Source organism: Mesorhizobium sp. P2_F8, assembly GCF_056403655.1.
On sequence record NZ_JBFUFB010000006.1, the window covers coordinates 1 to 24,909 of the forward strand.

The following is a 24,909-nucleotide window of genomic DNA, read 5'->3' on the forward strand; positions in this document are numbered from 1 at the left end:
GGTGAGAACCGTGTGCTTCAGCTCGTCGAGATCGACATTGCAGGCGCGCATGACGGCGGCCGCCTCGGTGTCGTCGATGAGCGCGAGCAGCAAATGTTCAAGAGTTGCATATTCATGGTGCCGCTCATTGGCGAGCGTCAGCGCCTGGTGAAGCGCCTTTTCCAGGCCTTGGGAGAAAGCCGGCATGTTACCTCACTTCTTCTCCATCACGCATTGCAGCGGATGCTGATTCTGTCGGGCGAAATCCATGACCTGAGACACTTTGGTCTCGGCCACCTCGAATGTATAGACCCCGCACTCGCCCACTCCATGATTGTGAACATGAAGCATGATGCGTGTGGCGGCTTCGCGGTCCTTCTGGAAAAAACGCTCCAGCACGTGAACCACGAACTCCATGGGCGTGTAGTCGTCGTTGAGGATGAGGACCCGGTAAAGGCTGGGCTTCTTGGTCTTGGTTTTGGTGCGCGTGATAACGGCCGTCCCGCGGCCGGCCTCATTGCCGTCGCCGCCGCCGTTTTGCATCCGCGCCACTCGTCTCGTGGCAGTCAAATCGATCGTCACGTATTCCTGCCTCTTCGAATCCCCATGCGAGTTCGACATGTAGGTGTTCGATGGACGATTTTAAGCCCTTCTGTTTAGCTGACAATATGGCTAGGTGACCAAACTTGGCCGATTTTCGCAATCGTGAAGGGGCGCGAGCCCTTGGAGCGGAAATTGACATGAAAAAACCCGGCCACGCTTCCGCGACCGGGTTTTGTCCCGCACCCAAAGGGCCGGATCTTGCTCACGTCAGGCGAAATTACTTTGCCTTGGCAACGATCGATTCGAACGGCTTGTAGGCTTCCTTGGCGAGTTCGGCATAGAGGTCGCCAATCTTGGTGGCCTCGGCTACGAACGCCTCATACGATTGCTTGGCATAATCGGACTGGATCTCGATCGCCTTTTCCAGCGACTTGGCCGAAAACATCTTCTCGACGGCGGCGCTGCCTGCTTCGAAGCTCTTCTTGGTGTATTCGCCAGCTTCGGTGGCGATCGCCTGCGCGCCCTTGGAGAGCGAAGCGAAGCTCTTCAATCCGGTATCGGCAAACTCTTTGCCGTATTTGCTGAAGTCCTCATAGGTCTGGGTCATTTCACGCATTCCCTTGGGTTGAAGCGTCCTTCTTCGGGGCGCTCTTGTGCAATGCACGCTAGTATATTGTGCGCCGCACAAAAGTCAACATTTCACCGGCGTCCAGACACCGCCTGCGCAGTCAATGGCTAAAAATCGAATAAAGAGAGCTTCAAGCCCGAAGAAAATGGTGAACGCGGCGGTTACCATAAACGGATTGGTAACGCTGCCCCGGTAGCTTTGGCTGGAAGTGAGGCAGGACCCTTTGCCGCCTCCAGCGCAACGAAGAATCCAAGGGAAATACAAGTGCGTCAGGCGTTGTTGGGCATCGTTTCCAAATCCACCTCCCCTTTCAAAACGATGATGATCTTCGCCTTGGCGATGACAGTCGTCTGCGGCGACATTGCCTCGTCGATGGCGGCGAGGTCCGCGGCAATCGTCATCGACGCCAAGACCGGCAAGGTGCTTTATTCGGCGGATGCCGATGGCAGGCGCTATCCGGCCTCGCTCACCAAGATGATGACGCTCTATCTGACCTTCGAGGCGCTGGCGAAGGGCAAGATCAGCAGGAACTCGCAAGTCGTGTTTTCGGCCAACGCCGCCGCCGAGCCGCCGACGAAGCTTGGCGTGAAGCCGGGCGGCTCGGTCACGGTAGAGACCGCGATCCTGTCGATGGTCACCAAATCGGCGAACGACTCGGCGACCGCGCTCGGCGAAATGCTCGGCGGCAATGAAACCAATTTCGCCCGCATGATGACCGCCAAGGCGCGTGCGCTGGGCATGAACGGCACCGTGTTCCGCAACGCCAACGGCCTGCCCAACCCCGGCCAATTCACCACCGCGCGCGACATGGCGACGCTCGGCATCGCGCTGCGGGAGCATTTCCCCCAGTATTACGGCTATTTCTCGCAGCGCTCCTTTCTCTACGGGCGCCAGCGCATCAATGGTCACAACCGCCTGCTTGGGCGCATCAAGGGCGTCGACGGCATCAAGACCGGCTACACCCGCGCCTCCGGCTTCAACCTCGTCTCGTCGGTTTCCGACGGCAATCGCCGCATAGTCGGCGTCGTCATGGGTGGCACGTCGGGCGGCAGCCGCGACAACCAGATGGCTGCGTTGATCAACACCTATATGCCGCGCGCATCGACCCGTGGTGGCGGCGATCTGGTCGCCAAGGCCAGCGGCAGCAACCCGATCACTGCCCTTGCCAAGGTGCTGCTGCCCAAGCACGACGCGCCAACGCCGGACGACAAGCCGGTGGTGGCGCAAGATGACGCGACCCAGGACGATGCGACCGTTGCCGAGAACGCCACTGTAGCGGAAGACAGCACCGCGCAGAGCGAGCCGAGCGAAGAGGCTGCCGAAGACGCTGCCCCTGTCGTCAAGGCGAAAAAGGTCAAGACCGTCATCGTATCGGCGCCGCAGGTAGCCACGGCTCAGGTCGTGGCGGCCTATGCCGAACCAACACCGGCGCCGACGCCGGCGCCCACTGTCGACCCGGTCAACACCGCGTCGGTGCCCTCGGGCTGGGCAATCCAGGTTGCCTCGTCGCCCAAGCAGTCCGAAGCCCAGGCCTTCCTCGACAAGACCACCAAGCAGGCACCCAAGGCGCTGGCCGACGCTTCCGGCTTCACCGTCGCCTTCGACAAGGACGGCGTCACCTATTATCGCGCCCGCTTCGGCGGCTTTAGTTCCAAGACCGCCGCCTGGAAGGCCTGCACCGCTTTGAAGAAGAAGAACATCGAGTGCTACGCCGTCCAGCAGTAGGACGGTGTGGAAACAATCTCCCGGAAAAATTCTGCGTCGAAGGAGAACTAATTGTGATTGGAGAGCAAGACGTCCTTGGCTTCATTGATCCGCGCCGCCAGGAAAGACGTGCCGCCGATATCGGGGTGCAGGCGCTGCATCAGGCGGCGGTGCGCCTTGCGGACATCCGCCGCGGCGGCCCCCGCTTCAAGACCAAGGACCTTGTAGGCCTCCTCCTTAGTCATGGCGCCCGAACCTGGCGCAACACCCAGCCCTTCGCCACCGTCCGTCTCAGCGTTTTTGCGCCAGACGGGAAATCTGCCGTCAAGATACGTCTCTAACAGTTGCCGGCTCTCCGGATCGCCGGAGAGTTCGCGGTAAAGATGCTGCAGCTCTGCCAGCCCCATCGCGCCAAGCATCTTGCCCTCGTGGCGGCCAGCCAGGACCAGTCCTTCGAGGCCACCGGTATCGTGATCAAGCTCCATTTCGAGTGCCGCGGTGCGCACCGTCGAACGCTTGCCCGGTGCGAGCTTTGCCGTCGGCTGCTTCATCCGCATGGAACCATACCAGGCGATTGCCGCCGACAGAATTATGCCGCCAATGCCTTCGCGCCCGACCGCAACCATAGCGATGCCGACCAGCCCTAGGAGGACCGGCCCAAGTGTCTTCATGCCGCTGGCCAATTTTGCCGGGTCGGCGCGAAGGAAGATCGTGGCCACGCCGAGAAGCACCAAAAGCAGTGCCACCAATGCGATGATTGCGCCCATCAGTTCCCGCCGCCCCGCAGATGCTCAATCATAAGCCGGTCTTCCGGCCTGCCCCTGGCTTCGAGCGCCTTCAACCCACCGGTTGCAAACACCGCAACCGCCGAAAGCAGTCCTGCCAGGGTCGCGGCAGCCCGCCGATCAAATCGGAACCAAGCCCCTTTGGACAAACGCGCGATTTCCTTAAACGCCTTTTCTGCGCCGGAATCATGACCTTCCTGGAAGACGAAGACAGGAACGCCACGCAGGCCGAGGCTGCCGGCCTTTTCAGCCAGATCGTCGATGTTCTCTTCCATCGCATCGCCGATATAGACCAGCGCATTGACCCTGGCCGTGGCCGTCTGTTTCAGCGCATGCGCCAGCACCTTGCCGATCTGGGTGTTGCCGCTGCGGCATTCGATTCGCGTCATCAACTGCTTCAAGGCATTGGTGTCGGCCACGAATGCAGACGAACGGCACTCGCCCAAGCCGCGAAAATAGACCAGTTGGACGCTGAGGGTTCCGGCCTTGCCGACGGCATCGAACATCTGGCCCTGCAACTCACAAGCCAGATCCCAGGTCGGCTGGCGGCTCATTGTCGCGTCGAGCGAAAGGATCAGCCTGCCCGATCCCATCGCCGACGCGGCCAGCGTCCTTGCCTGCCGAAGAAACGCTTCGATCTCGCCGGCGTTGGATTGAGGTTTGACCGGCGCAGGATTGGCCCTTGTGGGCACGGGCTGCTTTTTGTCGCTCATGAAAACAAGATGTGGCGTTGTCGCGCCGCTTGCAAGTCCAGTGCGACGCAAGTTTGAGGGCCAGCAAACCAGCCGCAATTGAAGCAGACAACCCCTTGGGAGTGCGATGGCTTACAGCAGGCCGAGATCGGCAAGCTCGCGCCTGAGCTTCGGCGGCATCTCGATCAGCCCGACCTTGCCCTTGCCGAGATCGGCCGGCGCGTCCGACGGTTTCAGATAGCGCCAGCCCTGGAAGGCCCGGCGCGGCTGCCAGTCGGTGCGCACGACTTGCGGATCGAGAATGAGATGACAGCGGCCGATGCCTTCGCTGTCGATGAACGGCCGGATCTCGGTGATCAACTGCCGGCACTGCACATTGCCCTTGACCACCCAGTAGAGCGAACCGCCGTCGGTGATCTCGGCGCCGCGCGTCGGCACCATTCGCGTCGTGTGATACTGCTCGACCGGCTCACCGGCGCGCCGCCGCTCGTCGAGGCGAAAGGCGATCCACTCTTCGAGATCCTCGACGCTGTCGCAGCCGACACAGAGTTTTATGAGATTGAGAGACATCGCTTAAGGTTTAGTCCGGCGCGCGGATGCGTCAATGGCCTGATCGACTTCTCCACAGTGCCAGCACCCAGACCCCAAGCCTGTGGTGCCCAGAGGCCGTTTCGAAATTCGCTCTGGCGAGTCATATGGTGGTGGTTTCGAGAACCGGAGCGTAGCGGACATTTGGGTCCGTGAGCACCGCAAGCGCAGAAAACGCTGCCAGATGGCCGTCGGAGTGGGTTTCCAAACGGCCTCTCAGCACTCCACGACATTGACGGCGAGCCCGCCAAGGCTGGTTTCCTTGTACTTCTCGTTCATGTCGAGGCCGGTCTGGCGCATCGTCTCGATCGCCGCGTCGAGCGGCACGAAATGGATGCCGTCGCCCTTGATCGCCAGTGACGCAGCCGTCACCGCCTTGACCGCGCCCAGCGCATTGCGCTCGATGCAGGGCACCTGGACCAACCCGCCGACCGGATCGCAGGTCATGCCGAGATGATGTTCGAGCGCGATCTCGGCGGCATTTTCGACCTGTTCTGGCGTGCCGCCCATGACGGCGCACAAGCCAGCCGCGGCCATCGCGGATGCCGACCCGACCTCGCCCTGGCAGCCAACCTCTGCGCCGGAGATCGAGGCATTGGTCTTGATGATGCCGCCAACGGCTGCAGCCGTCAGCAGGAAGTCGCGGATGCTCGGCTGATCGGCCTCGGGATGGAAATGCAGCCAGTAGCGCAGCACCGCCGGCAGTGTGCCGGCAGCACCATTGGTTGGCGCGGTGACGACGCGGCCGCCGGCGGCATTCTCCTCGTTGACCGCCATGGCGTAAATCGACAGCCAGTCATTGGCGAGCAAGGGATTGGGTCTGTTCTGCTGCCACTGCTCCTGCAGCTTGTCATGCAGCATGCGCGCACGCCGGCGCACCTTCAGTCCGCCCGGCATGATGCCGTCCTGCGACAGGCCACGGTCGATGCAGCCCTTCATGGCGCTCCAGATGCCGTCGAGGCCGGCGTCGAGCTTTTCGCGCGACATCTGCGTCTCTTCGTTGATCCGCTTCATGTCGGCGATGGAAAGGCCGCTTTTGCCGGCCATCGCCAGCATCTCGACCGCATTCTTGAAGGGATACGGCACCTTCTTGCCTTCGGTCGTCACCGACCCCTTGGCCTTCATCCGCTGCAGCTCTTCTTCCGAAACCACGAAGCCGCCGCCGATCGAATAGTAGATGCGTTTGAGCAGCAAGCGGTCGCCCGCATCATACGCATAGAACGCCATCCCGTTGGCGTGGCCGGTGAGCGGCGTCTTGCGGTCCAGCACCAGATCGGTGGCCGGGTCGAAACGATAGGACGGATGGCCGGGCGGCGAAATGCGCTTCTCCGCGGTGATGCGGCTGGCAATGCCATCAGCCTGATCGGGATCGACAGTCTGCGGCGTCAGGCCGGCGAGGCCGAGCACGACCGCGCGATCACTGCCGTGGCCGATGCCTGTGTAGGCTAGCGAGCCATGCAGGCTGGCGGCGAGACGGTCGACCTTGACGCCCGCCGGACGCGGCCAGTCAGTTCCCGCGACCTCGTCGAGAAACCGCGCTGCGGCGGTCATAGGACCCATCGTGTGCGAACTCGAGGGTCCTATGCCGATCTTGAACAGGTCGAAAACCGAAAGGAACACGCGGCGCTGTCTCCTGGAGTCACGTCAAGGAATATATATAGGAATTCCCAGGATGTTTCCGCTCTTTTGGAAATCGCGGCGCATCGCCTGCCGACCTTGTTTGCTCCGGCAGCGACATTGGTTCGATCGCTCCCTGGCGAGCATCGAAGCGATCGCACTGAATGTGATAAATTCGGACTATGGGCGATTCCCTCGATCTTTCGACAGCCGATCTCGCGGCGCTGGCTTTCTTCCTCGTCGCGTGGCTGCTGCACACGCTTGCCTCCGACGGCAAGCTGGTCAGCCGCGTATCGCTGACAACGGCGATGAACACGCAGCGGCAAGCCTGGATGCGCACCATGGCCGAACGCGAGATCCGCATCGTCGACACCGCCATCATGAGCGGGTTGCAACAGGGAACCGCCTTCTTCGCCTCCAGCTCATTGATCGCGATCGGCGGTTGCTTTGCCTTGCTCGGCGCATCCGACCGGGTACTTGAGGTGCTGAGCGACCTGCCCCTGGGCGACGCCCCGTCGCGCGCGGCCTTTCAGATAAAGGTGTTCGGCCTGGTCCTGATCCTGGCGTTTTCGTTCTTCAAATTCGGCTGGGCGTACCGGCTGTTCAACTATTGCACGATCCTGATCGGCGCCGTGCCGATCCAGCATGGCGAAGCGTCACGCAACCCGGTCACCGAAACAGCGGTCTGGCGTGCGACGCAAATGAACATGCTGGCCGGAAAGCATTTCAATTCCGGCCTGCGCGGCGTGTTCTTCTCGATCGGCTATCTCGGCTGGTTCGTCGATCCCACGGTGTTCGTTTTGTCGACGCTGTTGCTCCTGGCCGTGCTGGTGCGGCGCCAGTTCTTCTCGGCGGCCAGACATGCGGTGATCGGTCAGCCGCCGGGCGCGGGAAAAGGCTGATCGATTCGGCCCGATATCCAGTAGGCGAAGAGCCCGATCCATTCCCGGATGGCCATTGTGGTGACCTGCAGCGAATCGGCCGGATTGTCGCGGAACAGGCCGATGCCTTCCCGCCCCGTGGTGCGGTAGTCGACCGGCCAGGGAATGGTTGCAAAACCGGCCTTGTCGAACAGCGCCTTGGCGCGCGGCATATGGAAGGCCGAGGTCACCAGCAGCCAGGTCTCGCCGGGCTTCGGTGTTACCAGCTCCTTGGTGAAGACGGCATTCTCATAGGTGTTGCGGGACTTGTTCTCGAGGATCAGGCGATCGGCCGTCACACCAAGCGCAGTGAGCAATCGGGGTGCCGTGGCTGCGTCGCCCTCGCCTTCGAGGAACAGTTCGCCAGTGCCGCCGGAGACGACCACCCTCGCGGTTGGAAAGCGCCGGGCGAGAATCGCGGTCTCGACCATCCGGTCGCCGCCGCTGTTCAATTCATAGCCGCCGCGCACCAGGTTGATGGCACCTTCGAAGCCGCCGCCGAGCACGACGATGCCGTCGACCTTTTCCGGCAGTGGCGGGCGCGCGAAACGCTCCTCCAGCGGGTTGAGCATCATCGCACCAAGCGACGTCCAGGCCGACAGCCCAAGGATCAGAAACGCCAGCACGCTGCCGGTGACGGCAAGCCGCCGGCGGCCGATCATTGCGGCAACCAATCCCGCCAGCAGAAGGAAGATCGTCAGGTTGAGCGGCTGGACGAAAAACCAGAAGACTTTGGAAAGATAGAAGAACATCGCTCAACCCCGTTGGACGAGCGACATCCTTACCACCACTTCTCCGGCTGGAATGTGCCGGCCGCCTGCTCGATGACAGCGGCGGTCTGGAACAGGGTTTCCTCATCGAACGGCCGGCCAATCAGCTGCAGGCCGAGCGGCAGGCCCTTGGCGTCGAGCCCCGCCGGCACGGCGATGCCCGGCAGGCCAGCCATGTTCACGGTGACGGTGAAGATGTCGTTCAGATACATCTTGACCGGATCGGCCGCCATGTCCTCATCGGCGATGCCGAAGGCGGCGGATGGTGTCGCCGGGGTCAGGATGACATCGACGCCGGTGGCGAAGACCTTCTCGAAGTCGCGCTTGATCAGATTGCGCACCTTCTGCGCCTGCAGATAGTAGGCGTCGTAATAGCCCGCCGACAGCACATAGGTACCGATCATGATGCGGCGCTTGACCTCGCGGCCGAAACCGGCGGCGCGGGTCTTCTCATACATATCGACGATGTCCTTGCCCGGCACGCGCAACCCGTAGCGGACGCCGTCGTAGCGCGCGAGGTTGGACGACGCCTCGGCGGGCGCCACGATGTAATAGGCCGGCAGCGCGTATTTGGTGTGCGGCAAGGAAATATCGACGATCTCGGCGCCGGCGTCCTTCAGCCAGGCAATGCCCTTCTGCCACAGCGCCTCGATCTCTTCGGGCATGCCGTCGACGCGGTACTCCTTGGGGATGCCGACCTTCATGCCCTTGATCGGCTTGCCGATCGCCGCTTCATAGTCCGGCACCGGCCGGTCGACCGAGGTTGTGTCCTTCGGGTCGACGGAGGCCATCGACCTCAACAGGATCGCGGCATCGCGCACATCGCGGGCGATCGGTCCGGCCTGGTCGAGCGACGAAGCGAAGGCGACAATGCCCCAGCGCGAGCAGCGTCCATAGGTCGGCTTGATGCCGACAGTACCGGTGAAGGCCGCCGGCTGGCGGATCGAGCCGCCCGTATCCGTCGCCGTCGCGCCGGCGCACAGGAAGGCCGAGACCGCGGTTGCCGAACCGCCGGAGGAACCACCCGGCACCAGTTGCGCATTGTCCAGGCTGCGCGCGGTCCTGGTGCCGCCAGCCGATACGAAGCCGCCGTCGCCCTGATGCGTGGTCGGCATCACCACCGTGTCGAGGCGCGAACGCCGCCACGGGTTGATGACCGGGCCGTAGTAGGACGTCTCGTTGGACGAGCCCATGGCGAACTCGTCCATGTTGAGCTTGCCCAGCATGACCGCGCCGTCGGTCCATAAATTGGTGGTAACGGTCGATTCGTAGCGCGGCTTGAACCCGTCAAGCACATGGCTGCAGGCCTGGGTATGGACGCCTTCGGTGCCGAACAGGTCCTTGATGCCGAGCGGGATGCCTTCCAGCGCACCGCCCTCGCCCTTCGCCAGTTTGGCGTCGGACGCCTTGGCCATGTCGCGCGCCTTGTCGCCGGTCACCGCCACATAGGCATTGAGCACCGGATTGGCGCGATCGATGGCGGCGAGATAGGCCTCGGTGATTTCGGTCGCGGTGATTTCCTTGCCGCGCAGCTTGGCACGGGCCTGTGAAATCGTCAGCTGGGTTAGGTCGCTCATCAAAGGCTCTTTTCGTAAAACACCGACCACTCGGAATCGGGATAATCCAGCACCGGGCCGCAGCGCGAAAACCCGGCGCGTTCGTAGACGGTCCACGCGGCTGGATGACGATCGCCCGTCTCCAGCACCAGGCGTTTCAGCCCCTCCTTGCGCGCCAGCGCCTCGACCCGCTCGACGATCCCTGCGCCGATCTTGCGTCCGCGATGCGAAGGCCGCGTGTACATGCGCTTGACCTCGCCGATGGCGCCGTCATGACGCTTCAGCGCGCCGCAACCGATGGCCAGGCCGTTGTCGCGGGCGATGAAAACGGTCGTATCCTCACCGGCCATCTGCTCAACCGTCAGGTGGTAGCAGTGCTCCGGCGGCGTCAGTTCGAGCAGCGTTTGGTTGAGCTCATTGACCAGACCGCGCACGTCGTCCTGCAGCGGCGTTTCAACGGCGATCTCGATAGCCATCGGCGCGCTACTCCACGACCTTCGGCACGAGGAAGAAATTCTCTTCGGTCGCCGGTGCGTTGGCTACGATATCGGCGGCCGTGTTGCCATCGGTGACGACGTCTTGGCGCTTCTTCATGTCCATAGGCGTCACCGAGGTCATTGGCTCGACCCCGGAAACGTCGACCTCGTTCAACTGCTCGACGAAGCCGAGGATGGCGTTCAGCTCGCCGGTCATGCGTTCGGCATCTTCTTCGCTCACCGCAATGCGGGCGAGACGCGCGACGCGCTTCACTGTCTTGACGTCAACGGACATGTTTTGCCTCGGGGAAAACCAGTTCGGGCTATAGCGGCGCCGCGCGCGCGGCGCAACATGCATCGTGCGAGAGCACCAGGCGTCGGCCCGGCTCTTCTGTCATCGGTCCACCGTCTAGATGCTGTCTATGGCAGGGCAACGCCCTCGCACAGATAGTAGCTGCCGCTGTTGCCGTTCGCCTCGCTTTCGTCATCGGCCGGCCGGACCGAGACGAGATCGATCTGCGTCGAGCTCATCTGGGTCACTGAAAGGACGTCGGGAAACACATAAACCGGTTCCTGGCAGATGGCCGTCACCGCCCAGCTTGGCGAGGCTGTCGCCTTGCTGATCTGTACGAACTCGCAATTGTATTCGACACCTTGCAGGCCATGCGCCGAAAGCACGATGTTGCCGGCGTCGATCAGCGTCTGCAGCGTGGCCTTCCTGGCCTGTGTGCAAAGCTCCTCGGACTGGAGGTAGACGCCTTCGATGAAATCGTCAGCGGCGAGCGCGGGCGACGTCGCGACCAACATGGACACGCAAAGAGACTGCCTCAAGGCCATGGTTTCATTCCGCTTTGGCTGCGTCTAAATCGTAATCGTCTCACCGATCTTCGGCAATGCCACCTTGACGCCGGATCCTTCCAGGCCCGCCTCGAACTTATCGGCGGTCGGATCGATCATCGGAAACGTGCCGAAGTGACAGGGAACCACGGTTTCGAATTTGAAGAAGCGGCGGCAGGCGAGCGCGGCCACCGCACCGCCCATGGTGAAGCGGTCGCCGATCGGCACGATGCCGATCTTCGGTTCATGCAACTCGTTGATCAGCGCCATGTCGGAAAAGATGTCGGTGTCGCCCATGTGATAGAGCGTCCGGTCTTCCGGGAAGTGCAGGACGAGGCCGCCCGGATTGCCGAGATAAGTGTTCTGGCCGCCATCGCCCGGGAACGAGGAGGAGTGCAGCGCCTGGACAAAGGTGGTGGTGAAGCCGCCGCAATCGACGGTGCCGCCGATATTGCCCGGGTTGATCTTCTTGTCGCTGGCGCCCTTGCCCACCAGGTACATGCAGATTTCGAAATTGGCGACCAACTGGGCGCCGCTTTTGCCCAGCACTTCCAGCGCACCGCTGATGTGGTCGCTGTGACCGTGCGTCAGCAGCACATGCGTGATGCCCTCGGCCGGCCCTTCCCAGCCGCCCGTCCAGGACGGATTGCCGATCAGATAGGGGTCGATGAGGATCTTGGCGTCAGCGGTTTCGATGCGAAACGCCGAATGGCCGTACCAGGTCAATTTCATGAATGCTTTCCTCGATTTTTGCCTTGCCAAAGGATAGAACGCCGATAGCCCTGAGATCAAAGGGTTACTGTGTCCGTTGTGTGTCTGAGAGAACACATGGCGGTGAAGGACGAAGGACGGCCATTGGGCATTATCATGATCGAGGAATTGCCGGCGCGGCTTGCCGGCGGCAAGACGCTGGCAGGGCTTGACCTCGGCGACAAGACGATCGGCGTCGCCGTCTCGGACCAGAGGTTCTCCTTCGCCCATCCGCGCCCGGTTATCATGCGAAGGAAATTCTCGCTCGACGCAGTCGTGCTGCTAGCCTTGCTGCAGAAGGAGAATGCCGGCGCGGTGGTGATCGGACTGCCGATCAACATGGACGGTTCGGAAGGGCCGCGCGCGCAGAAATCGCGCGCCTTCGTCCGCAACATGGCGCAGGTGAGCGACCTGCCCTTCGTGCTCTGGGACGAAAGGCTATCGACGGTCGCGGCCGAAAGGACGCTGATCGAGATGGATTTCTCGCGCCGCAAACGCGCCGGCAAGATCGATTCGGCTGCAGCCGCGTTTATTCTGCAGGGAGTTTTGGACCGGCTTCAGTCGCTTCACGCATCCGCTCGAACGGAACCGGACCCGCCCAGCGCCGCTTGATCCAGCTGGCGATCTCGCGGCGGCGGCGAAACGCCCAGAGCGCCATCAGCAGAAACCCGTCGAACACACAGGCCTTTGCTACCATGCCGGGGATTGTCGCCGGATCGATACCGAGCATCTGGCCATAGAGCTGGAAGACGAAGTCGTGCAGCCGCCGGCTCAGCATGACATAACCGAAGTTCATGTCGTTGAGCGACAGGTAGAACCAGCCCCAGAACAGCGCCATCGGGCCCGCCCACAATGCGAAGATGTAACGCATCAGCGGCCTCCCCTGGGATTCGGGCCTGTCCGGCCCGATATGAGCGAAAGCAGCGAATTGTGGGCCGCGGCCTCGGCCATGCCGTGCGCGGCGACGCGGATTTCGATATTGCCCGGAGCAACCGCTGCAACAGACCGTCGCTCGGCAAGAATGGCAACATAGGATGCTAGAAGTGCCGCCAGCTGCACCGCCACAACCATGAACAGCCCGTTGATGCCTTGCGCGGCGCCGCCGCCGACGATCAGCGACAATACGCCAGATGCGGAGATGAAGGCGATGCGGGCGACGCTGTCGACAGCCTGGCTGGTCGCGTCATTGATCAGGGTTTCGACAAAGGCCCAGAAGAACAGCACAGCGACGACCAGCAAGGCGGTGGCGAGCGGGGCCACGACGATGGCGTTGTCGAGGTCGATGAAGCGAGTGCCCTCGATGGTGGCACCCAACACACCCAGCGCCGCAGCCACACCACGGTTTCCGTCGATGCAGATGAACGCAAGCAGGGCGAAAACGATCGCCCAGTGCAAGGTCAGAAAAGAGGTCAATACATGTCGCATCGGCATTCCCGCTTCGCACAGCAGGGATTTGGCCAATTTGAACCATTCCTTGCTCTCGCCGCGACAGTGGGCTTTGCCGCTCGTCACCGCAACGGAAACCATTTGTTAAGGTTAACGACGATTAATGACGCGCGTGTGGAGGCTCGCCGGCGCCTCAAAATGATCGATGGCGCCGGTTTTTTGCGATCTTGCAAACTCAATTCACAGGCGGATAGAGCGTGTCGATGATCATGCGCGCGTCATGACGCGAATCGAGCATGCCATAAGTGTTGCGCCACTGGCCGGCGAGCCGCGTTTCGACGAACGCGTCGGCGATTCGCCCTGCCCCCAGCCGGCGCAATTCCGCCGCCGCCGCCGATAGCGCCAGCTGTTCGGTAAGCAGCCGGGCCGAGCCGTCGTCCGTTGCTGCAACCTGCATCGCCGCCTTCAGCACGCCGATCGTGCCGCGCCCGCCGGCGCCGAGGTCACGGTCGATACCGGCCAGCACATCCTCGAACAGGCCGGGCGCGCGGCCGAGCACGCGCAGCACGTCGAGTGCCATGACATTGCCGGATCCTTCCCAGATCGCATTGACCGGGGCCTCGCGATAGTAGCGGGCGAGCGGCGCCTCCTCAACATAGCCGTTGCCGCCGAGGCACTCCATCGCCTCGTAGAGCAAAGGCGGCGCGATCTTGCACACCCAGTATTTGACGACCGGCGTCATGGCGCGGGCGAATGCCGCTTCGCCGCGATCGCTCGCCGCCTCGTCGAAGGACCGCGCCAGCCGGAACGACAGCGCGGTGGCGGCGGCGACATCGAGCGCCATGTCGGCCAGCACGCGCTGCATCAGCGGCTGCTCGATCAGATTGGCGCCGAACACCTGTCGATGGCGGGCATGATGAACGGCTTCGGCAAGACCTGCACGCATGATCGCCGAAGATGCGACCGCACAGTCGAGCCGGGTCAAGGTCACCATGTCCATGATCGTCTTCACGCCCGCACCCGGTTCGCCGACCATCTCGCCGATGGCGTTGACGAATTCCACCTCGGAAGAGGCGTTCGAGCGGTTGCCGAGCTTGTCCTTCAGCCGCTGGAAACGGAAACCGTTGCCCGAGCCGTCGCCGAGAACGCGCGGCACGAGGAAGCAGGAGAGCCCCTCCGGCGCCTGTGCAAGCACCAGGAACGCATCCGACATCGGCGCCGACATGAACCATTTGTGCCCCGTCAGGCGATAGAACCCGCTACCGACGCGTTCCGCCCTTGTCACATTGGCGCGCACATCCGTGCCGCCCTGCTTTTCGGTCATGCCCATACCGAGCGTCAGCCCGGTCTTTTCGACCGGTGGCTTCTGGCCCTGGTCGTATTTGCGCGTCGTCACCCGCGGCGCCCATTCGCGAAACAGTTTTGGGCTGGCCATCAACGCCGCCAGGGAAGCATTGGTCATGGTGATTGGGCACAGATGCCCGGTCTCGAGCTCCGCCGTCAGATAGAAACGGGCAGCGCGGACCTGGTGGCGGCGGCCAATCTCGGCGTCGCCGTTTTCCCAAACCGAGGAATGCAGCCCATTGGCCACCGAGCGGCGCATCAGGGCATGATAGGCGGGATGGAACTCGACCACATCGATGCGCCGTCCCTGGCGGTCATGCGTCCTGAGCTTCGGCGTCTCGACATTGGCGAGACGGGCCAATTCCTGCGCCTCCTGCGTCAGCACGAAACGGCCGAGCCCGTCGAGGTCCTTGCGCACCGGATCGGAAAAGCGCTCCGCAAGCTGGATCAGCAACGGATCGCCCCGCCAGGCGTTGCCGCCCGTCAGCGGCGGCGGCTGGTTCGTCACGTCGTCGGTCACGCCCAATCCTTTTATCGGGAGAAAGGTCCCTATCGTCAGAAAACCACGAATCCGAGGCCATCGGCTAGATATAGCCCAAGCCTTGCAACGCGCGCGATGAAAATACCGGGGAGAACGGCTCCAATCCAAAGCTGCCGCTTGCAGCCGCAAAATCTCCACCCTATAGCAGCGCCTTGAGATGACCGACGCTTCGTCCCTGCCACTCTACCCTCACCGCCATCTTCTGGGCATCCGTGATCTTTCCCCCGCCGACATCGAGCTTCTGCTCGACCGGGCGGATCGCGCCGTCGCGATTTCACGGCAGTCCGAGAAGAAAACCTCGACGCTGCGCGGCCGCACCCAGATCAACCTCTTCTATGAAGCTTCAACGCGCACGCAATCGTCGTTCGAGCTCGCCGGAAAGCGGCTCGGCGCCGATGTCATGAACATGTCGGTGGCGAGCTCATCGGTGAAGAAGGGCGAGACGCTCATCGACACGGCGATGACGCTGAATGCCATGCGGCCCGATATCTTGATCATCCGCCACCAGTCGGCGGGCGCTGCCGCCCTTCTTGCCCAGAAGGTCGGCTGCTCGGTGGTCAATGCCGGCGACGGCGCGCATGAACACCCGACACAGGCTCTGCTCGATGCGCTGACCATCCGCCGCGCCAAGGGTCCGCTGTCGAAGCTGATCGTGGCGATCTGCGGCGACATCCTGCACTCGCGCGTGGCGCGCTCCAACATCATGCTGCTCAACGCGCTCGGCGCGCAGGTGCGGGTCGTCGCACCGTCGACCCTGTTGCCCAGTGGCATTGAGAAAATGGGCGTCATAGTCACCCGCTCGATGGCCGAAGGCCTCAAGGGCGCCGACGTGGTGATGATGCTGCGCCTGCAGCGCGAGCGCATGGAAGGTGCCTTCGTGCCTTCGGTCCGCGAATATTTCCGCTATTTCGGACTCGATGCCGAAAAACTGAAGGCCGCCAAGGACGACGCGCTGGTGATGCATCCCGGCCCGATGAACCGCGGCGTCGAGATCGCCTCGGAAATCGCCGACGGCCCGCAAAGCGTCATCCAGGAACAGGTCGAGATGGGCGTTGCCGTGCGCATGGCGGTGATGGAAGCGCTGCTCGACCCGCGTCGCAATCAAGAGGGCCGCAATCAAGAGGGCCGCGGCGCATGAGCATAACGGTCTTTGAGCGCGCTCGCATTGTCGACCCATCGCGCGGTGTCGACGAAGTCGGCTCCGTCATCGTCGATGGCCGCAAGATCGTCGCCGCCGGCAAGGCAGCGCTGAACCAGGGCGCCCCGGGGGGTGCGACCATTATCGACTGCGCCGGCAAGGCGATCATTCCAGGCCTGATCGACGGCCGCGTCTTCATCGGCGAGCCGGGCGGCGAGCATCGCGAAACCATCGCTTCGGCCAGTGTCGCCGCGGCGGCCGGCGGCGTCACCTCCATCGTCATGATGCCCGACACCGACCCGGTGATCGACAATGTGGCGCTGGTCGAATTCGTACTGCGCACCGCCAAGGACACCGCAAGCGTCAACGTCTTTCCGGCGGCGGCGATTACCAAAGGCCTCGACGGCCGCGAGATGACCGAGTTCGGCCTCTTGCGCGAAGCCGGCGCCGTCGCCTTCACCGACGGCCGCCACACCATATCGAGCGCCCTGGTGATGCGCCGCGCGCTGACCTATGCACGCGACTTCGGCGCCACCATCGTGCATGAGACGCAGGACGCGGACCTCGGGTCGTCCGGCGTCATGAACGAGGGCCTATACGCTAGCTGGCTCGGCCTTTCCGGCATCCCGCGTGAAGCCGAATCCATCCCTCTCGAGCGCGACCTTGCCCTGGCACGGCTGACGCGCGGTTCGTACCATGCGGCGAAGATCTCGACCGCGATGGCGGCAAACGCCGTGACGCGGGCGAAAGTCGACGGCGCGACCGTGACATCAGGCGTGGCGATCCACAATCTGTCGCTCAATGAAAACGATGTCGGCGAATACCGCACCTTCTTCCGCTTGACGCCGCCGTTGCGCGCCGAGGAAGACCGGCTGGCCATGATCGAGGCAGTCAGGGACGGCACCATCGACATCATCGTCTCCTCGCACGATCCGCAGGATGTCGACACCAAGCGCCTGCCCTTTGCCGACGCGGCGGCAGGGGCCATCGGGCTCGAAACCCTGCTGGGCGCGGCATTGCGGCTCTACCACAATGGCGATGTGCCACTGCTAAGGCTGATCGAGACGCTATCGACTGCGCCGGCGAGATTGTTCGGCCTGCCTGGCGGCACGCTGAAGCCGGGGGCGATTGCCGATCTTGCGCTGGTCGATCTGGACGAACCCTGGATCGTCGCCGAGAGCGGCATTCGCTCGCGTTCGAAAAACACCTGTTTCGAAGGCGCGCGGTTGCAGGGCAAGGTCTTGCAAACGCTGGTGGCGGGCCGCACAGTGTTCTCAATCTGAGCCGGCCACCGCACACCGCGCCTGATCCGGCCATTCTGGGGGAAATGCGGGGGAAACAATGACTTACAGCCTCATCCCGGCGCTGGTGTTCGGCTACCTCTTGGGCTCGATTCCCTTCGGACTTCTGCTCACCCGCGCGGCCGGCCTTGGCGATGTGCGCAAGATCGGCTCGGGCAACATTGGCGCAACCAATGTGCTGCGCACCGGCAACAAGGGGCTTGCCGCCGCGACGCTGCTGCTCGACGCGCTGAAGGGCACCGCCGCCGTGTTGATAACAGGCCATTTCGCCCCTGAATTGGCGCTCTGGGCCGGTCTCGGCGCCTTTCTCGGCCATCTCTTCCCGGCATGGCTGGGCTTCAGGGGCGGCAAGGGCGTCGCGACCTATCTCGGCGTGCTCATCGGCCTTGCCTGGCAGGTGGCGCTGATCTTCGCCGTCGTCTGGCTGGTGATGGCCTTCCTGTTCCGATACTCCTCACTGGCAGCGCTGACGGCGGCCATTGTCGTGCCGATCGCCCTCTATTTCCTGAGCACGCCGCAGATCGCCGCCCTGTTCGTGGTGATGAGCATCATCGTCTTTATCAAACACAGGGAAAACATTTCGCGCCTGCTTGCCGGCACCGAGGGCAAGATCGGAGCCAAGACGTGAGCGAACCCGCCGCCGGGCCGCGCCTCAGCGACCGGCAGCGGGTGAGTTGGCTGCGGCTGATCCGCACCCAGAATGTCGGTACGGCCTCCTTTCGCGACCTGATCAACCGCTTCGGTTCGGCCGAGGTGGCACTGGAAATACTTCCGGAATTGATGATTTCGGGCGGCGCCAACCGCATCGCCCGCATCCCGTCGATCGCCGAAGCCGAGGCCGAATTGGAGACAGCCCGAAAGGCCGGCGCGCGCTTTGTTGGCATCGGAGAGCCCGACTATCCACCGCTGTTGCGCAACATGGACCATCCGCCGCCACTGTTGGCCGTCAAGGGCAATGCCGCCGTGTTCCGGCTGCCGGGGGTCGCCATCGTCGGTGCTCGCAACGCATCGCTGGCCGGCATCAAGATGGCGCGCATGCTGGCTGCCGAGCTCGGCCGCGACGGCTACGGCATCGTCTCGGGACTGGCCCGCGGCATCGACACGGCGGCACATCAGGGCAGCCTGTCGACCGGCACGATCGGTGTGCTGGCCGGAGGGCTCGACCTGCCCTACCCGCCTGAAAACGCCGGCTTGTGCGAGGAAATTGCCGAGCGCGGCGCCGTCATTTCGGAAATGCCGTTCGGCTGGCAGCCGCGCGCCCAGGATTTTCCGCGCCGCAACCGCCTTGTCGCAGGCGCTGCCCTTGGGCTGGTGGTGGTCGAGGCGGCGCAGCGCTCTGGATCACTGATCAGCGCCAGGCTTGCCGGCGAAATGGGCCGGCTGGTCTTCGCCGTGCCGGGCTCGCCGCTGGATCCGCGCGCCGCCGGCGCCAACGGCCTGCTCAAGGATGGCGCCACCCTGGTCACCGAGGCCTCGGACATTTCCAGGGCGATCGCACCACTGACCGGTTTGCGGGCGCCGGATGTGCCACCGTTTCAAGACCCGCCCGACTTCTCGGTCACGCCGCCGCCGGGCGAAAGCGACCGCGCCCGCGTCATCGAGGCGCTTGGCCCGACGCCGGTGTCGGTCGACGAGATCATCCGCCACACCGGCCTGCATCCGGCCCAGGTCTTCATGGTGCTCCTGGAACTCGACCTCGCCGGCCGGCTCGAGCGGCATGCCGGCGGACATGTTTCGCTGGTGTTCGAAGGTCATTGAAGCGCAACGTCGATCCCCGACCCGTTCGACGTTCGTCACCGCATGCAAAGGTAGCCCTATACAAAGTCCAGCGTATTTGGATTGCCCCGCTCACGCCTGAAACGGTCGGCCCAATCGAAGCTGATCGAGTCTCGCTGTTGCTGGATCACGATGCTGGTCGAATCCGGGCTGCGTTGGAGCGTCACACTCATCATGTCCGCGACTTGACGGATGGCATCCAGGGGATCCGCGACTATCGACTCGTATTCAAGCCTGAGAGGATCAATCCCGGTCCGGGCAAAGAACATCTCCCAACGCGCCCTCTCCCGAACCAGCGCATCGAGTTGCCTCTGGATCAGCTCGGCATCGAAAGCCGTTTCCTGGCTCACCGGTTGAGTGGAGCGGTATTGACCGGTTTGGAGGGCCCTCGCCCAGGATATTGCCTGACCGAGAAGGTCCCGCCTTGATAGAAAGATAAACCGAAGATTCGGAAGCGCGTCGAACCAGCCTATTTCGCTTGAGATCCAATCATGCTGGTGGGCAAAGATTTTCAGACCATAGATACGATTGGCGGTTGCGCCCATGGTGAGAATTTTTTCGACCTGCCCTGCCACATCTTCGGGAAAATTTGGATCGTCGAAAAAGCGGCGTCCCCTCCAATTGAAATACTCGAGCGGATGCCCGAGCATTCCGGTGCTGCTGAGATGCTGGCACAGGTAATTGCTGCCGGACCTTGGCGATGTGCAAATTGAATAGCCACGAATGCCGCCAGACACCTTCAACCTCGCCCTCGAGCCCGACGAAACATTTTTCTTATAAAAAGCGGTATCATGCCGTTGTAGAGCCGTTTGCTCTCATTGACGAAATTTGAAAGGCGCGACAGCTCTCCGTCAATTCGATGCAATGCAGCCCGACTGTCCTGGGTCGCGCTGTTGAGGGAAGCAGAACCATCAGCGACAGAGCTTGAAAGGCTGGATAGCTGCCCTTCAAGGCGATGCAATCTGGCTTGGCTATCATGGGCCACGTTGTGGAGCGAAGCGGCGCTATCAACGACAGCGCTTGAAAGGCCGGAAAGCTGCCCTTCAAGCCGATATAGTCGGGCCTGGCTATCATGGGCCACGTTGAGGAGCGCATCGGAGCCAAAGGATTTGACCCGTTCGCCAAGGTCCGTCAGTGCTGCGGCACCACTCTCCAAGGTCTTCGTGTTCGACCTGAGCAGATCGAGAAGCGTCGCCTGTTCTGAGGAATCACGCCAGGCACCGCCAATTTCGTTGGCCACACTGAACCATCTGCGGCGTTCGCGCGAAACGCCTATCTCCTCGATCCAGGATGCGGTGGCGAGCGATCGCTCATCGTCCGTCGTTTGGACATTCGTCTCAATGGCCTGACTGTAGGTGCGAAGATGCTCGTTGATGAAATGCTCGGCACCCGCCACCTTTCGAAAGTATGCACAGACCTCCGCGGCGTCGTCAGCGTCGAATTTTGACAACGCCTCCATCAGGTTTTCGACAGTGGTCGGCCTGGTCAGAAGGCCGACGCCGAGGTTCATTCGCCGCCATGCCTCCATATTTGCCGTGTCGAGCAAACCGGCGAAACCACGCGCGTCGCAGACCACGACCGAGCATCCCACTGCAGCGGCTTCAATGGCCATCCGGGCGGTTGCGAACACGATATCGTATTGCAGCAGATCCTTTTCGAGTTGATGTGAGAACCGGCCCGTGGCGGGTCCCAACTCATCCAGTTGCATATTGCTCCTGGCGCAGGCTTCGCGCACCGCTTGCTGATGTTCGAAATTCTTGGTCAGCAGAAGCCCCTTCAGAGGCCTCGATGGCAGGGGCGGACGCTGTTTGAAGCGTTCAAGGTCAATTGCATTGTAGATGACGTCCAATCTGTCCGCCGGCACACCGCGCGACAGGCATTTGGCCTTGCACGCTTCGTCGACCGCGATCCAGCGGCGTATCTGCGGATGAAGCATCGGGGCTTCGACCTCGAAGAAAGCGCTGTGGCAGGAAAACACCGCTGGTACATCGGGAAAACGCGCCAGCGCGGTCAGGCAAGGCGTCAAATGCTGTGCGTGAATTATGTCGGGCTTTTCGACGATCTCGGCAATTCGGTCCACCACATGGTGTCCGCGCAGGCGCATTCGATCGGCCATCTCGCCAAGCGTTGGAGCCAGCAACATGGTTTGATGACCGCCGCGGCGAAGCCCGTCGGCCAGCAATTCAACAACGGCTTCGGTACCGCTATTGTACGACACGAACAGATTGGTGATGAGAACCCGCAAATGCCGCCTCCTTAGCTGTTTCACAACCTCCGCATTGGCGGCGAGGATAACAGATGCTAGGCAGCGTTCTTAGTTTGAAGGCATCGGCCAAACAAGTTGCACAAAGATGGCCGGGGCCAACTCGATGTGGGAAACCCTTCGATGCCTGCCGCCTTGATGCGGTCTAAGGCGGATGTATGCCGAAACCTGGATTGGAGCCGTTTTTTGCCTGAAAAGTTGCAACATGTGCTGATCCTTGCCCATCCGGGGCATGAGCTCAGGATCCATCACTGGCTTGAGCTCAAGAAACCGCGAATCTACCTTTTGACGGACGGTTCAGGCGGACGCCATTCTTCCCGAACCCAATATTCACGCGACTTGGTAGAAGCTGCCGGCGCGACCGCAGGCGCGGTGTTCGGCGATATTCCCGACGCCATCTGGTATAAAGCGCTGTTGGCCAGGGATAGTGGCGTCTTTGCCGATGTGCTGACGAGAATCAGCGCCGATCTGTCTCACATGCATGAGGTGCAAATCGTCTCGGACGCGGTCGATGGCTACAATCCGATGCATGATCTGGCCTTTGCATTCGGCAATGCCCTCAAAAGGCGTCTGCAAGGCACGAAGCCGGGCCGCAAGCAGCTTTGCTCCGCCGCGGTTCCCAACGTGCCGGGAGCTGTCGAAGTGGAAATCCAACTGGATTCGGCTGCTCGCGCCAGAAAGATGGCTGCGGTCCAAGCCTATACGCCATTGGCCGATGAAGCCCGCCAGATTTTGGAACGGGATCCGCAATGCTTTGACCGAGAACTTCTCATCTCGCAGCAGTTTGACTGGGATGCGCCCTGGACGCCCGAATGGGAGCGCATTGGCAAAGACCGCGTGGCCAAGAAGATCTACGACAGGTGCATCACCTTTAAGGAAAATGTGCAGCCGGTTGCGCAGCAACTGATGTCGGAAAGCACCCGAGAGCACGCGTCGCGGGAAGTCGAGCTTCTGCCTTCCGGCGCCTAGGCGCTGGACCTCGACCACTATCTGCGCTGATCTGAAAACAATGGTGAGCGCGATGGGATTCGAACCCATGACCTACTGATTAAAAGTTCATTCCGCGCCATTTTGCCAAGGCTTTGCATTCATTCGTTTTTCTGCCGTGTCCGCACATAAGATGTTGATTCCAAACGAACATGTTTTGACAAATCAGGACACTGTGCGACAATCGCCGCATAGAAATGTCCGTTGATTTGACGGACATAGTGCGGACACGGAAACCATGGCTCTGAAGCTGACTGACACCATTGTCGACAAACTGCCGCTCCCGACGACTGGCAACAAGATCTCCTACGACGACGACGTGAAGGGCTTTGGCGTCCGCGTCACTGCGGCCGGCGCCCGCTCGTTCATCCTCAACTACCGAACCCGCAGCGGCCTGGAGCGCCGCTATACGATCGGCTCCCGTCCAGACTGGAAAACCGGTCCTGCGCGCGAGGAAGCGAAGAACCTAAAGAAGCAGATCGACGTCGGGGCTGACCCCATGGGAGCGGTAGCCGCATCGCGCGAGGCTAAGACGGTGGCCGACCTGTGCGATCGTTTCGAGAAGGAGCACCTCACCAAGAAGCGGGAGTCGACATCTCGGGATTACAAGGCCCTAATCAAGAACCACATCCTACCGGCGCTTAAAAACAAGAAGGTGGTAGAAGTCGAGTTCACCGACATCGACGGGCTGCACCGAAAGATTTCGAAGACCGCGCCCTATCTCGCCAACAGGACGGTGGCTGTGCTCTCAAAGATGTTCGGCCTTGCCATCAAATGGAGGTGGCGCACCGACAACCCGGCCAAGGGGATCGAGCGCAACGATGAGCAAAAGCGTCACCGCTACCTGTCGCCGGCCGAACTGGCGAAGCTTACAGAGGCTCTGACTGCCCTGGAGGACCAACAGGCGGCAAACATCTTCCGCCTTCTGCTTCTCACTGGCGCGCGCCGTGGTGAGGTGCAGACGGCAATGTGGGACCAGTTCGACCTCACTGCTGGCGTCTGGACCAAACCGGGATCGACCACGAAGCAGAAGACCATGCATCGCGTTCCACTGTCGGCCCCTGCTCGTCTGCTTCTGACGGGTCTGAAAGAAAAGGCCAAGCCGGATGCTGTCTACGTGTTCCCTGGCCGTGGCACCGATCACCGCGTCGAGATCAAGGCCGAGTGGCGGGAAGTCTGCATTGCCGCCGGCATCGTGGAAACCGAGATCGTCAAGGACAAGGTTCTGGTGAAGCCGTCTGCGCGTATCCATGACCTGCGCCACACCTACGCCTCTGTGCTGGCCAGTGCAGGCCTTTCCCTGCCGATCATCGGCGCGCTGCTCGGGCACTCACAGCCGGCCACGACGGCCCGCTACAGCCATTTGATGGACGATCCGCTGCGAGCGGCCACGGAGCGCGCTGGCGCCATCGTCATGCCCAAGGGAAAAGGCGCCGAAGTCGTAAACATGAAGGGCGGTGCGTGAATGTTTGCACCTTCAGGCTTTATCACTGTCGAGGATGCCATAAACATCGTTGGCCGCGACGTGTTCGAAGAGAAATGGACCGGGCGTGAATCGTCCGCGCGTTCCGGGCTGATCACCGTAGAACGATATGAGATGGAAAAGGCGCAGCCCGTCATGAGTGGCAGCGGCGCTGGTGGTCCCCGGCGAGCTTGGCAGATTGAGGCCGACCCATTGAAGCGGTATCCCTACGGAGATCCCCATTCGGATGAATATAAGGCCGAGTTAGAAGCTAGAGAGCGGTGGGTTGCAGCTCGTGTCGAGCTTCGAAAGCGCCTTGAGGCGACCTCAACAATTTCTAGTGCCCTGGACCCTGAAACGGGCGCCATGAAGAGCATTGACCCCGCTATGTGGCGCCGCTCCAATGCCCTGCATTTTCTGGAAAGCGGGTCTGTGCCGATGTACAGCCATGGCAAGGGCGTCGTGTTCATCGTCGATAGAAGGCAGGACGCCGACAAGGCGCGAGATGCTGTGCCAATCTACAAGACGGGTCTGCCAGGCCAGCCAACGAGCAAGCACCTGTTTGAAGCTGAGTTCATTCGACGGAAGCAATCCGGTCTACAGTTGGGAAGCCTCAAAAGCGAGGCGATCTACCTCGCACAATGGCTAAAGGACACTCATCCCCATGCCGCGCCAGCTACGCCAAAAACCATTGAGAACAACCTTCGCGGTATCTATCGGACGCCCTGAATAAAAACGCGCCACGAATTCCAGGGCCGATCTCGGGTCATATATCGGGTCTTCGTCAATCCCTAGGTTCCTGCTGTCACTCAACAACGAGGAATGACAGCAGATGTCCCTACTTGACGAATACCTAGATCGCCCTT

The 24,909-nt window shown here is 61.9% G+C and carries 28 protein-coding genes; 10 read left to right on the forward strand and 18 right to left on the reverse strand.

Features of this window, described 5'->3' with window-relative positions; genetic code table 11:
- From AC1DZP_RS15515 to AC1DZP_RS15525, 3 genes are all read right to left on the reverse strand, one after another.
- The coding region (locus tag AC1DZP_RS15515) for a Clp protease N-terminal domain-containing protein (RefSeq protein WP_133372816.1) at nt 1–186 on the reverse strand (186 nt) is incomplete at its 3' end.
- 6 nt (nt 187–192) lie between these two features.
- A complete protein-coding gene (clpS, locus tag AC1DZP_RS15520) occupies nt 193–522 on the reverse strand; it encodes an ATP-dependent Clp protease adapter ClpS (RefSeq protein WP_010909565.1) in 330 nt (109 codons plus the stop codon).
- Between the two features lie 277 nt (nt 523–799).
- Nucleotides 800–1,129, reverse strand: coding sequence for a phasin family protein (locus AC1DZP_RS15525; RefSeq protein ID WP_184874143.1), 330 nt, complete (start codon nt 1,127–1,129; stop codon nt 800–802).
- A 285-nt stretch (nt 1,130–1,414) separates the two neighbouring features.
- On the opposite strand from AC1DZP_RS15525, the gene AC1DZP_RS15530 reads away from it, so the two are divergent.
- Nucleotides 1,415–2,875 (forward strand): SPOR domain-containing protein, encoded by a 1,461-nt coding sequence (locus tag AC1DZP_RS15530; protein WP_477303552.1) that lies wholly within the window; start codon nt 1,415–1,417, stop codon nt 2,873–2,875.
- Between the two features lie 47 nt (nt 2,876–2,922).
- Here AC1DZP_RS15530 and AC1DZP_RS15535 read toward each other — a convergent pair whose 3' ends face one another.
- From AC1DZP_RS15535 to AC1DZP_RS15550, 4 genes are all read right to left on the reverse strand, one after another.
- Nucleotides 2,923–3,621, reverse strand: a complete 699-nt coding sequence (locus AC1DZP_RS15535) for a DnaJ domain-containing protein (RefSeq protein WP_095091825.1) — start codon at nt 3,619–3,621, stop codon at nt 2,923–2,925.
- Nucleotides 3,621–4,352: a vWA domain-containing protein gene (locus AC1DZP_RS15540; RefSeq protein ID WP_477303554.1), complete on the reverse strand. Its 732-nt coding sequence runs from the start codon at nt 4,350–4,352 to the stop codon at nt 3,621–3,623. Before AC1DZP_RS15540 ends, AC1DZP_RS15535 begins: the two co-directional genes overlap by 1 nt.
- A gap of 111 nt (nt 4,353–4,463) precedes the next feature.
- Nucleotides 4,464–4,901, reverse strand: coding sequence for a DUF1489 family protein (locus tag AC1DZP_RS15545; RefSeq protein ID WP_477303556.1), 438 nt, complete (start codon nt 4,899–4,901; stop codon nt 4,464–4,466).
- A 234-nt stretch (nt 4,902–5,135) separates the two neighbouring features.
- Complete coding sequence (locus tag AC1DZP_RS15550) at nt 5,136–6,539, reverse strand: L-serine ammonia-lyase (RefSeq protein WP_095091828.1); 1,404 nt, start codon at nt 6,537–6,539, stop codon at nt 5,136–5,138.
- 179 nt (nt 6,540–6,718) lie between these two features.
- On the opposite strand from AC1DZP_RS15550, the gene AC1DZP_RS15555 reads away from it, so the two are divergent.
- On the forward strand, nt 6,719–7,438 hold the full coding sequence (locus tag AC1DZP_RS15555; protein ID WP_457150873.1) for a DUF599 domain-containing protein: 720 nt from the start codon (nt 6,719–6,721) through the stop codon (nt 7,436–7,438).
- On the opposite strand, the gene AC1DZP_RS15560 is transcribed toward AC1DZP_RS15555, so the two are convergent.
- The 6 genes from AC1DZP_RS15560 to AC1DZP_RS15585 form a co-directional block, all read right to left on the reverse strand.
- A complete protein-coding gene (locus AC1DZP_RS15560) occupies nt 7,411–8,208 on the reverse strand; it encodes a YdcF family protein (RefSeq protein ID WP_457150872.1) in 798 nt (265 codons plus the stop codon). The two genes, AC1DZP_RS15555 and AC1DZP_RS15560, sit on opposite strands and share 28 nt — an antisense overlap.
- Nucleotides 8,209–8,237: 29 nt before the next feature.
- The gene (locus tag AC1DZP_RS15565; protein ID WP_477303558.1) at nt 8,238–9,803 is read right to left on the reverse strand and encodes an amidase; all 1,566 of its coding nucleotides are present in this window, start codon (nt 9,801–9,803) and stop codon (nt 8,238–8,240) included.
- Complete coding sequence (locus AC1DZP_RS15570) at nt 9,803–10,258, reverse strand: GNAT family N-acetyltransferase (RefSeq protein ID WP_477303560.1); 456 nt, start codon at nt 10,256–10,258, stop codon at nt 9,803–9,805. The genes AC1DZP_RS15565 and AC1DZP_RS15570 overlap by 1 nt, the downstream gene beginning before the upstream one ends.
- 7 nt (nt 10,259–10,265) lie before the next feature.
- Nucleotides 10,266–10,553: an Asp-tRNA(Asn)/Glu-tRNA(Gln) amidotransferase subunit GatC gene (gatC, locus tag AC1DZP_RS15575; protein ID WP_477303562.1), complete on the reverse strand. Its 288-nt coding sequence runs from the start codon at nt 10,551–10,553 to the stop codon at nt 10,266–10,268.
- Nucleotides 10,554–10,678: 125 nt separating this feature from the next.
- Nucleotides 10,679–11,095, reverse strand: coding sequence for a hypothetical protein (locus AC1DZP_RS15580; protein ID WP_477303563.1), 417 nt, complete (start codon nt 11,093–11,095; stop codon nt 10,679–10,681).
- Between the two features lie 24 nt (nt 11,096–11,119).
- Nucleotides 11,120–11,827 carry a metal-dependent hydrolase gene (locus AC1DZP_RS15585; protein ID WP_095091835.1) on the reverse strand — a complete coding sequence of 236 codons (708 nt, stop codon included), beginning with the start codon at nt 11,825–11,827 and terminating at the stop codon, nt 11,120–11,122.
- Between the two features lie 123 nt (nt 11,828–11,950).
- On the opposite strand from AC1DZP_RS15585, the gene ruvX reads away from it, so the two are divergent.
- The gene (gene ruvX / locus AC1DZP_RS15590; RefSeq protein WP_477304175.1) at nt 11,951–12,457 is read left to right on the forward strand and encodes a Holliday junction resolvase RuvX; all 507 of its coding nucleotides are present in this window, start codon (nt 11,951–11,953) and stop codon (nt 12,455–12,457) included.
- On the opposite strand, the gene AC1DZP_RS15595 is transcribed toward ruvX, so the two are convergent.
- The 3 genes from AC1DZP_RS15595 to AC1DZP_RS15605 all read right to left on the reverse strand — a co-directional run bounded on the left by AC1DZP_RS15595 (nt 12,375) and on the right by AC1DZP_RS15605 (nt 15,095).
- Nucleotides 12,375–12,716, reverse strand: a complete 342-nt coding sequence (locus tag AC1DZP_RS15595; protein WP_095091836.1) for a DUF6105 family protein — start codon at nt 12,714–12,716, stop codon at nt 12,375–12,377. The genes ruvX and AC1DZP_RS15595 overlap by 83 nt on opposite strands.
- The gene (locus tag AC1DZP_RS15600) at nt 12,716–13,270 is read right to left on the reverse strand and encodes a hypothetical protein (RefSeq protein WP_477303565.1); all 555 of its coding nucleotides are present in this window, start codon (nt 13,268–13,270) and stop codon (nt 12,716–12,718) included. The genes AC1DZP_RS15595 and AC1DZP_RS15600 overlap by 1 nt, the downstream gene beginning before the upstream one ends.
- Nucleotides 13,271–13,466: 196 nt before the next feature.
- Entirely contained in the window at nt 13,467–15,095 is a 1,629-nt protein-coding gene (locus tag AC1DZP_RS15605; protein WP_477303567.1) for a DNA alkylation response protein, read from the reverse strand.
- Between the two features lie 178 nt (nt 15,096–15,273).
- On the opposite strand from AC1DZP_RS15605, the gene AC1DZP_RS15610 reads away from it, so the two are divergent.
- Genes AC1DZP_RS15610 through dprA form a run of 4 tightly spaced genes read left to right on the forward strand, consistent with a single transcriptional unit; the run spans nt 15,274 to nt 19,313 of the window.
- Nucleotides 15,274–16,254 carry an aspartate carbamoyltransferase catalytic subunit gene (locus AC1DZP_RS15610; protein ID WP_095091837.1) on the forward strand — a complete coding sequence of 327 codons (981 nt, stop codon included), beginning with the start codon at nt 15,274–15,276 and terminating at the stop codon, nt 16,252–16,254.
- Nucleotides 16,251–17,537 (forward strand): dihydroorotase, encoded by a 1,287-nt coding sequence (locus tag AC1DZP_RS15615; RefSeq protein ID WP_477303569.1) that lies wholly within the window; start codon nt 16,251–16,253, stop codon nt 17,535–17,537. The genes AC1DZP_RS15610 and AC1DZP_RS15615 overlap by 4 nt, the downstream gene beginning before the upstream one ends.
- 58 nt (nt 17,538–17,595) lie before the next feature.
- Nucleotides 17,596–18,183, forward strand: a complete 588-nt coding sequence (plsY, locus tag AC1DZP_RS15620; protein ID WP_477303571.1) for a glycerol-3-phosphate 1-O-acyltransferase PlsY — start codon at nt 17,596–17,598, stop codon at nt 18,181–18,183.
- On the forward strand, nt 18,180–19,313 hold the full coding sequence (gene dprA / locus AC1DZP_RS15625; RefSeq protein WP_477303573.1) for a DNA-processing protein DprA: 1,134 nt from the start codon (nt 18,180–18,182) through the stop codon (nt 19,311–19,313). The genes plsY and dprA overlap by 4 nt, the downstream gene beginning before the upstream one ends.
- Nucleotides 19,314–19,369: 56 nt before the next feature.
- Here dprA and AC1DZP_RS15630 read toward each other — a convergent pair whose 3' ends face one another.
- Both AC1DZP_RS15630 and AC1DZP_RS15635 read right to left on the reverse strand, forming a co-directional pair.
- On the reverse strand, nt 19,370–20,068 hold the full coding sequence (locus AC1DZP_RS15630; protein WP_477303574.1) for a Stf0 family sulfotransferase: 699 nt from the start codon (nt 20,066–20,068) through the stop codon (nt 19,370–19,372).
- A 2-nt stretch (nt 20,069–20,070) separates the two neighbouring features.
- A complete protein-coding gene (locus tag AC1DZP_RS15635; protein WP_477303576.1) occupies nt 20,071–21,576 on the reverse strand; it encodes a glycosyltransferase in 1,506 nt (501 codons plus the stop codon).
- 141 nt (nt 21,577–21,717) lie between these two features.
- On the opposite strand from AC1DZP_RS15635, the gene AC1DZP_RS15640 reads away from it, so the two are divergent.
- The 3 genes from AC1DZP_RS15640 to AC1DZP_RS15650 all read left to right on the forward strand — a co-directional run bounded on the left by AC1DZP_RS15640 (nt 21,718) and on the right by AC1DZP_RS15650 (nt 24,772).
- On the forward strand, nt 21,718–22,563 hold the full coding sequence (locus AC1DZP_RS15640; protein ID WP_457154337.1) for a hypothetical protein: 846 nt from the start codon (nt 21,718–21,720) through the stop codon (nt 22,561–22,563).
- A gap of 256 nt (nt 22,564–22,819) precedes the next feature.
- Nucleotides 22,820–24,046 (forward strand): tyrosine-type recombinase/integrase, encoded by a 1,227-nt coding sequence (locus AC1DZP_RS15645; protein ID WP_477303578.1) that lies wholly within the window; start codon nt 22,820–22,822, stop codon nt 24,044–24,046.
- Nucleotides 24,047–24,772, forward strand: a complete 726-nt coding sequence (locus tag AC1DZP_RS15650) for a hypothetical protein (protein WP_477303580.1) — start codon at nt 24,047–24,049, stop codon at nt 24,770–24,772. It begins immediately after the preceding gene.
- Nucleotides 24,773–24,909 lie beyond the last annotated feature (137 nt).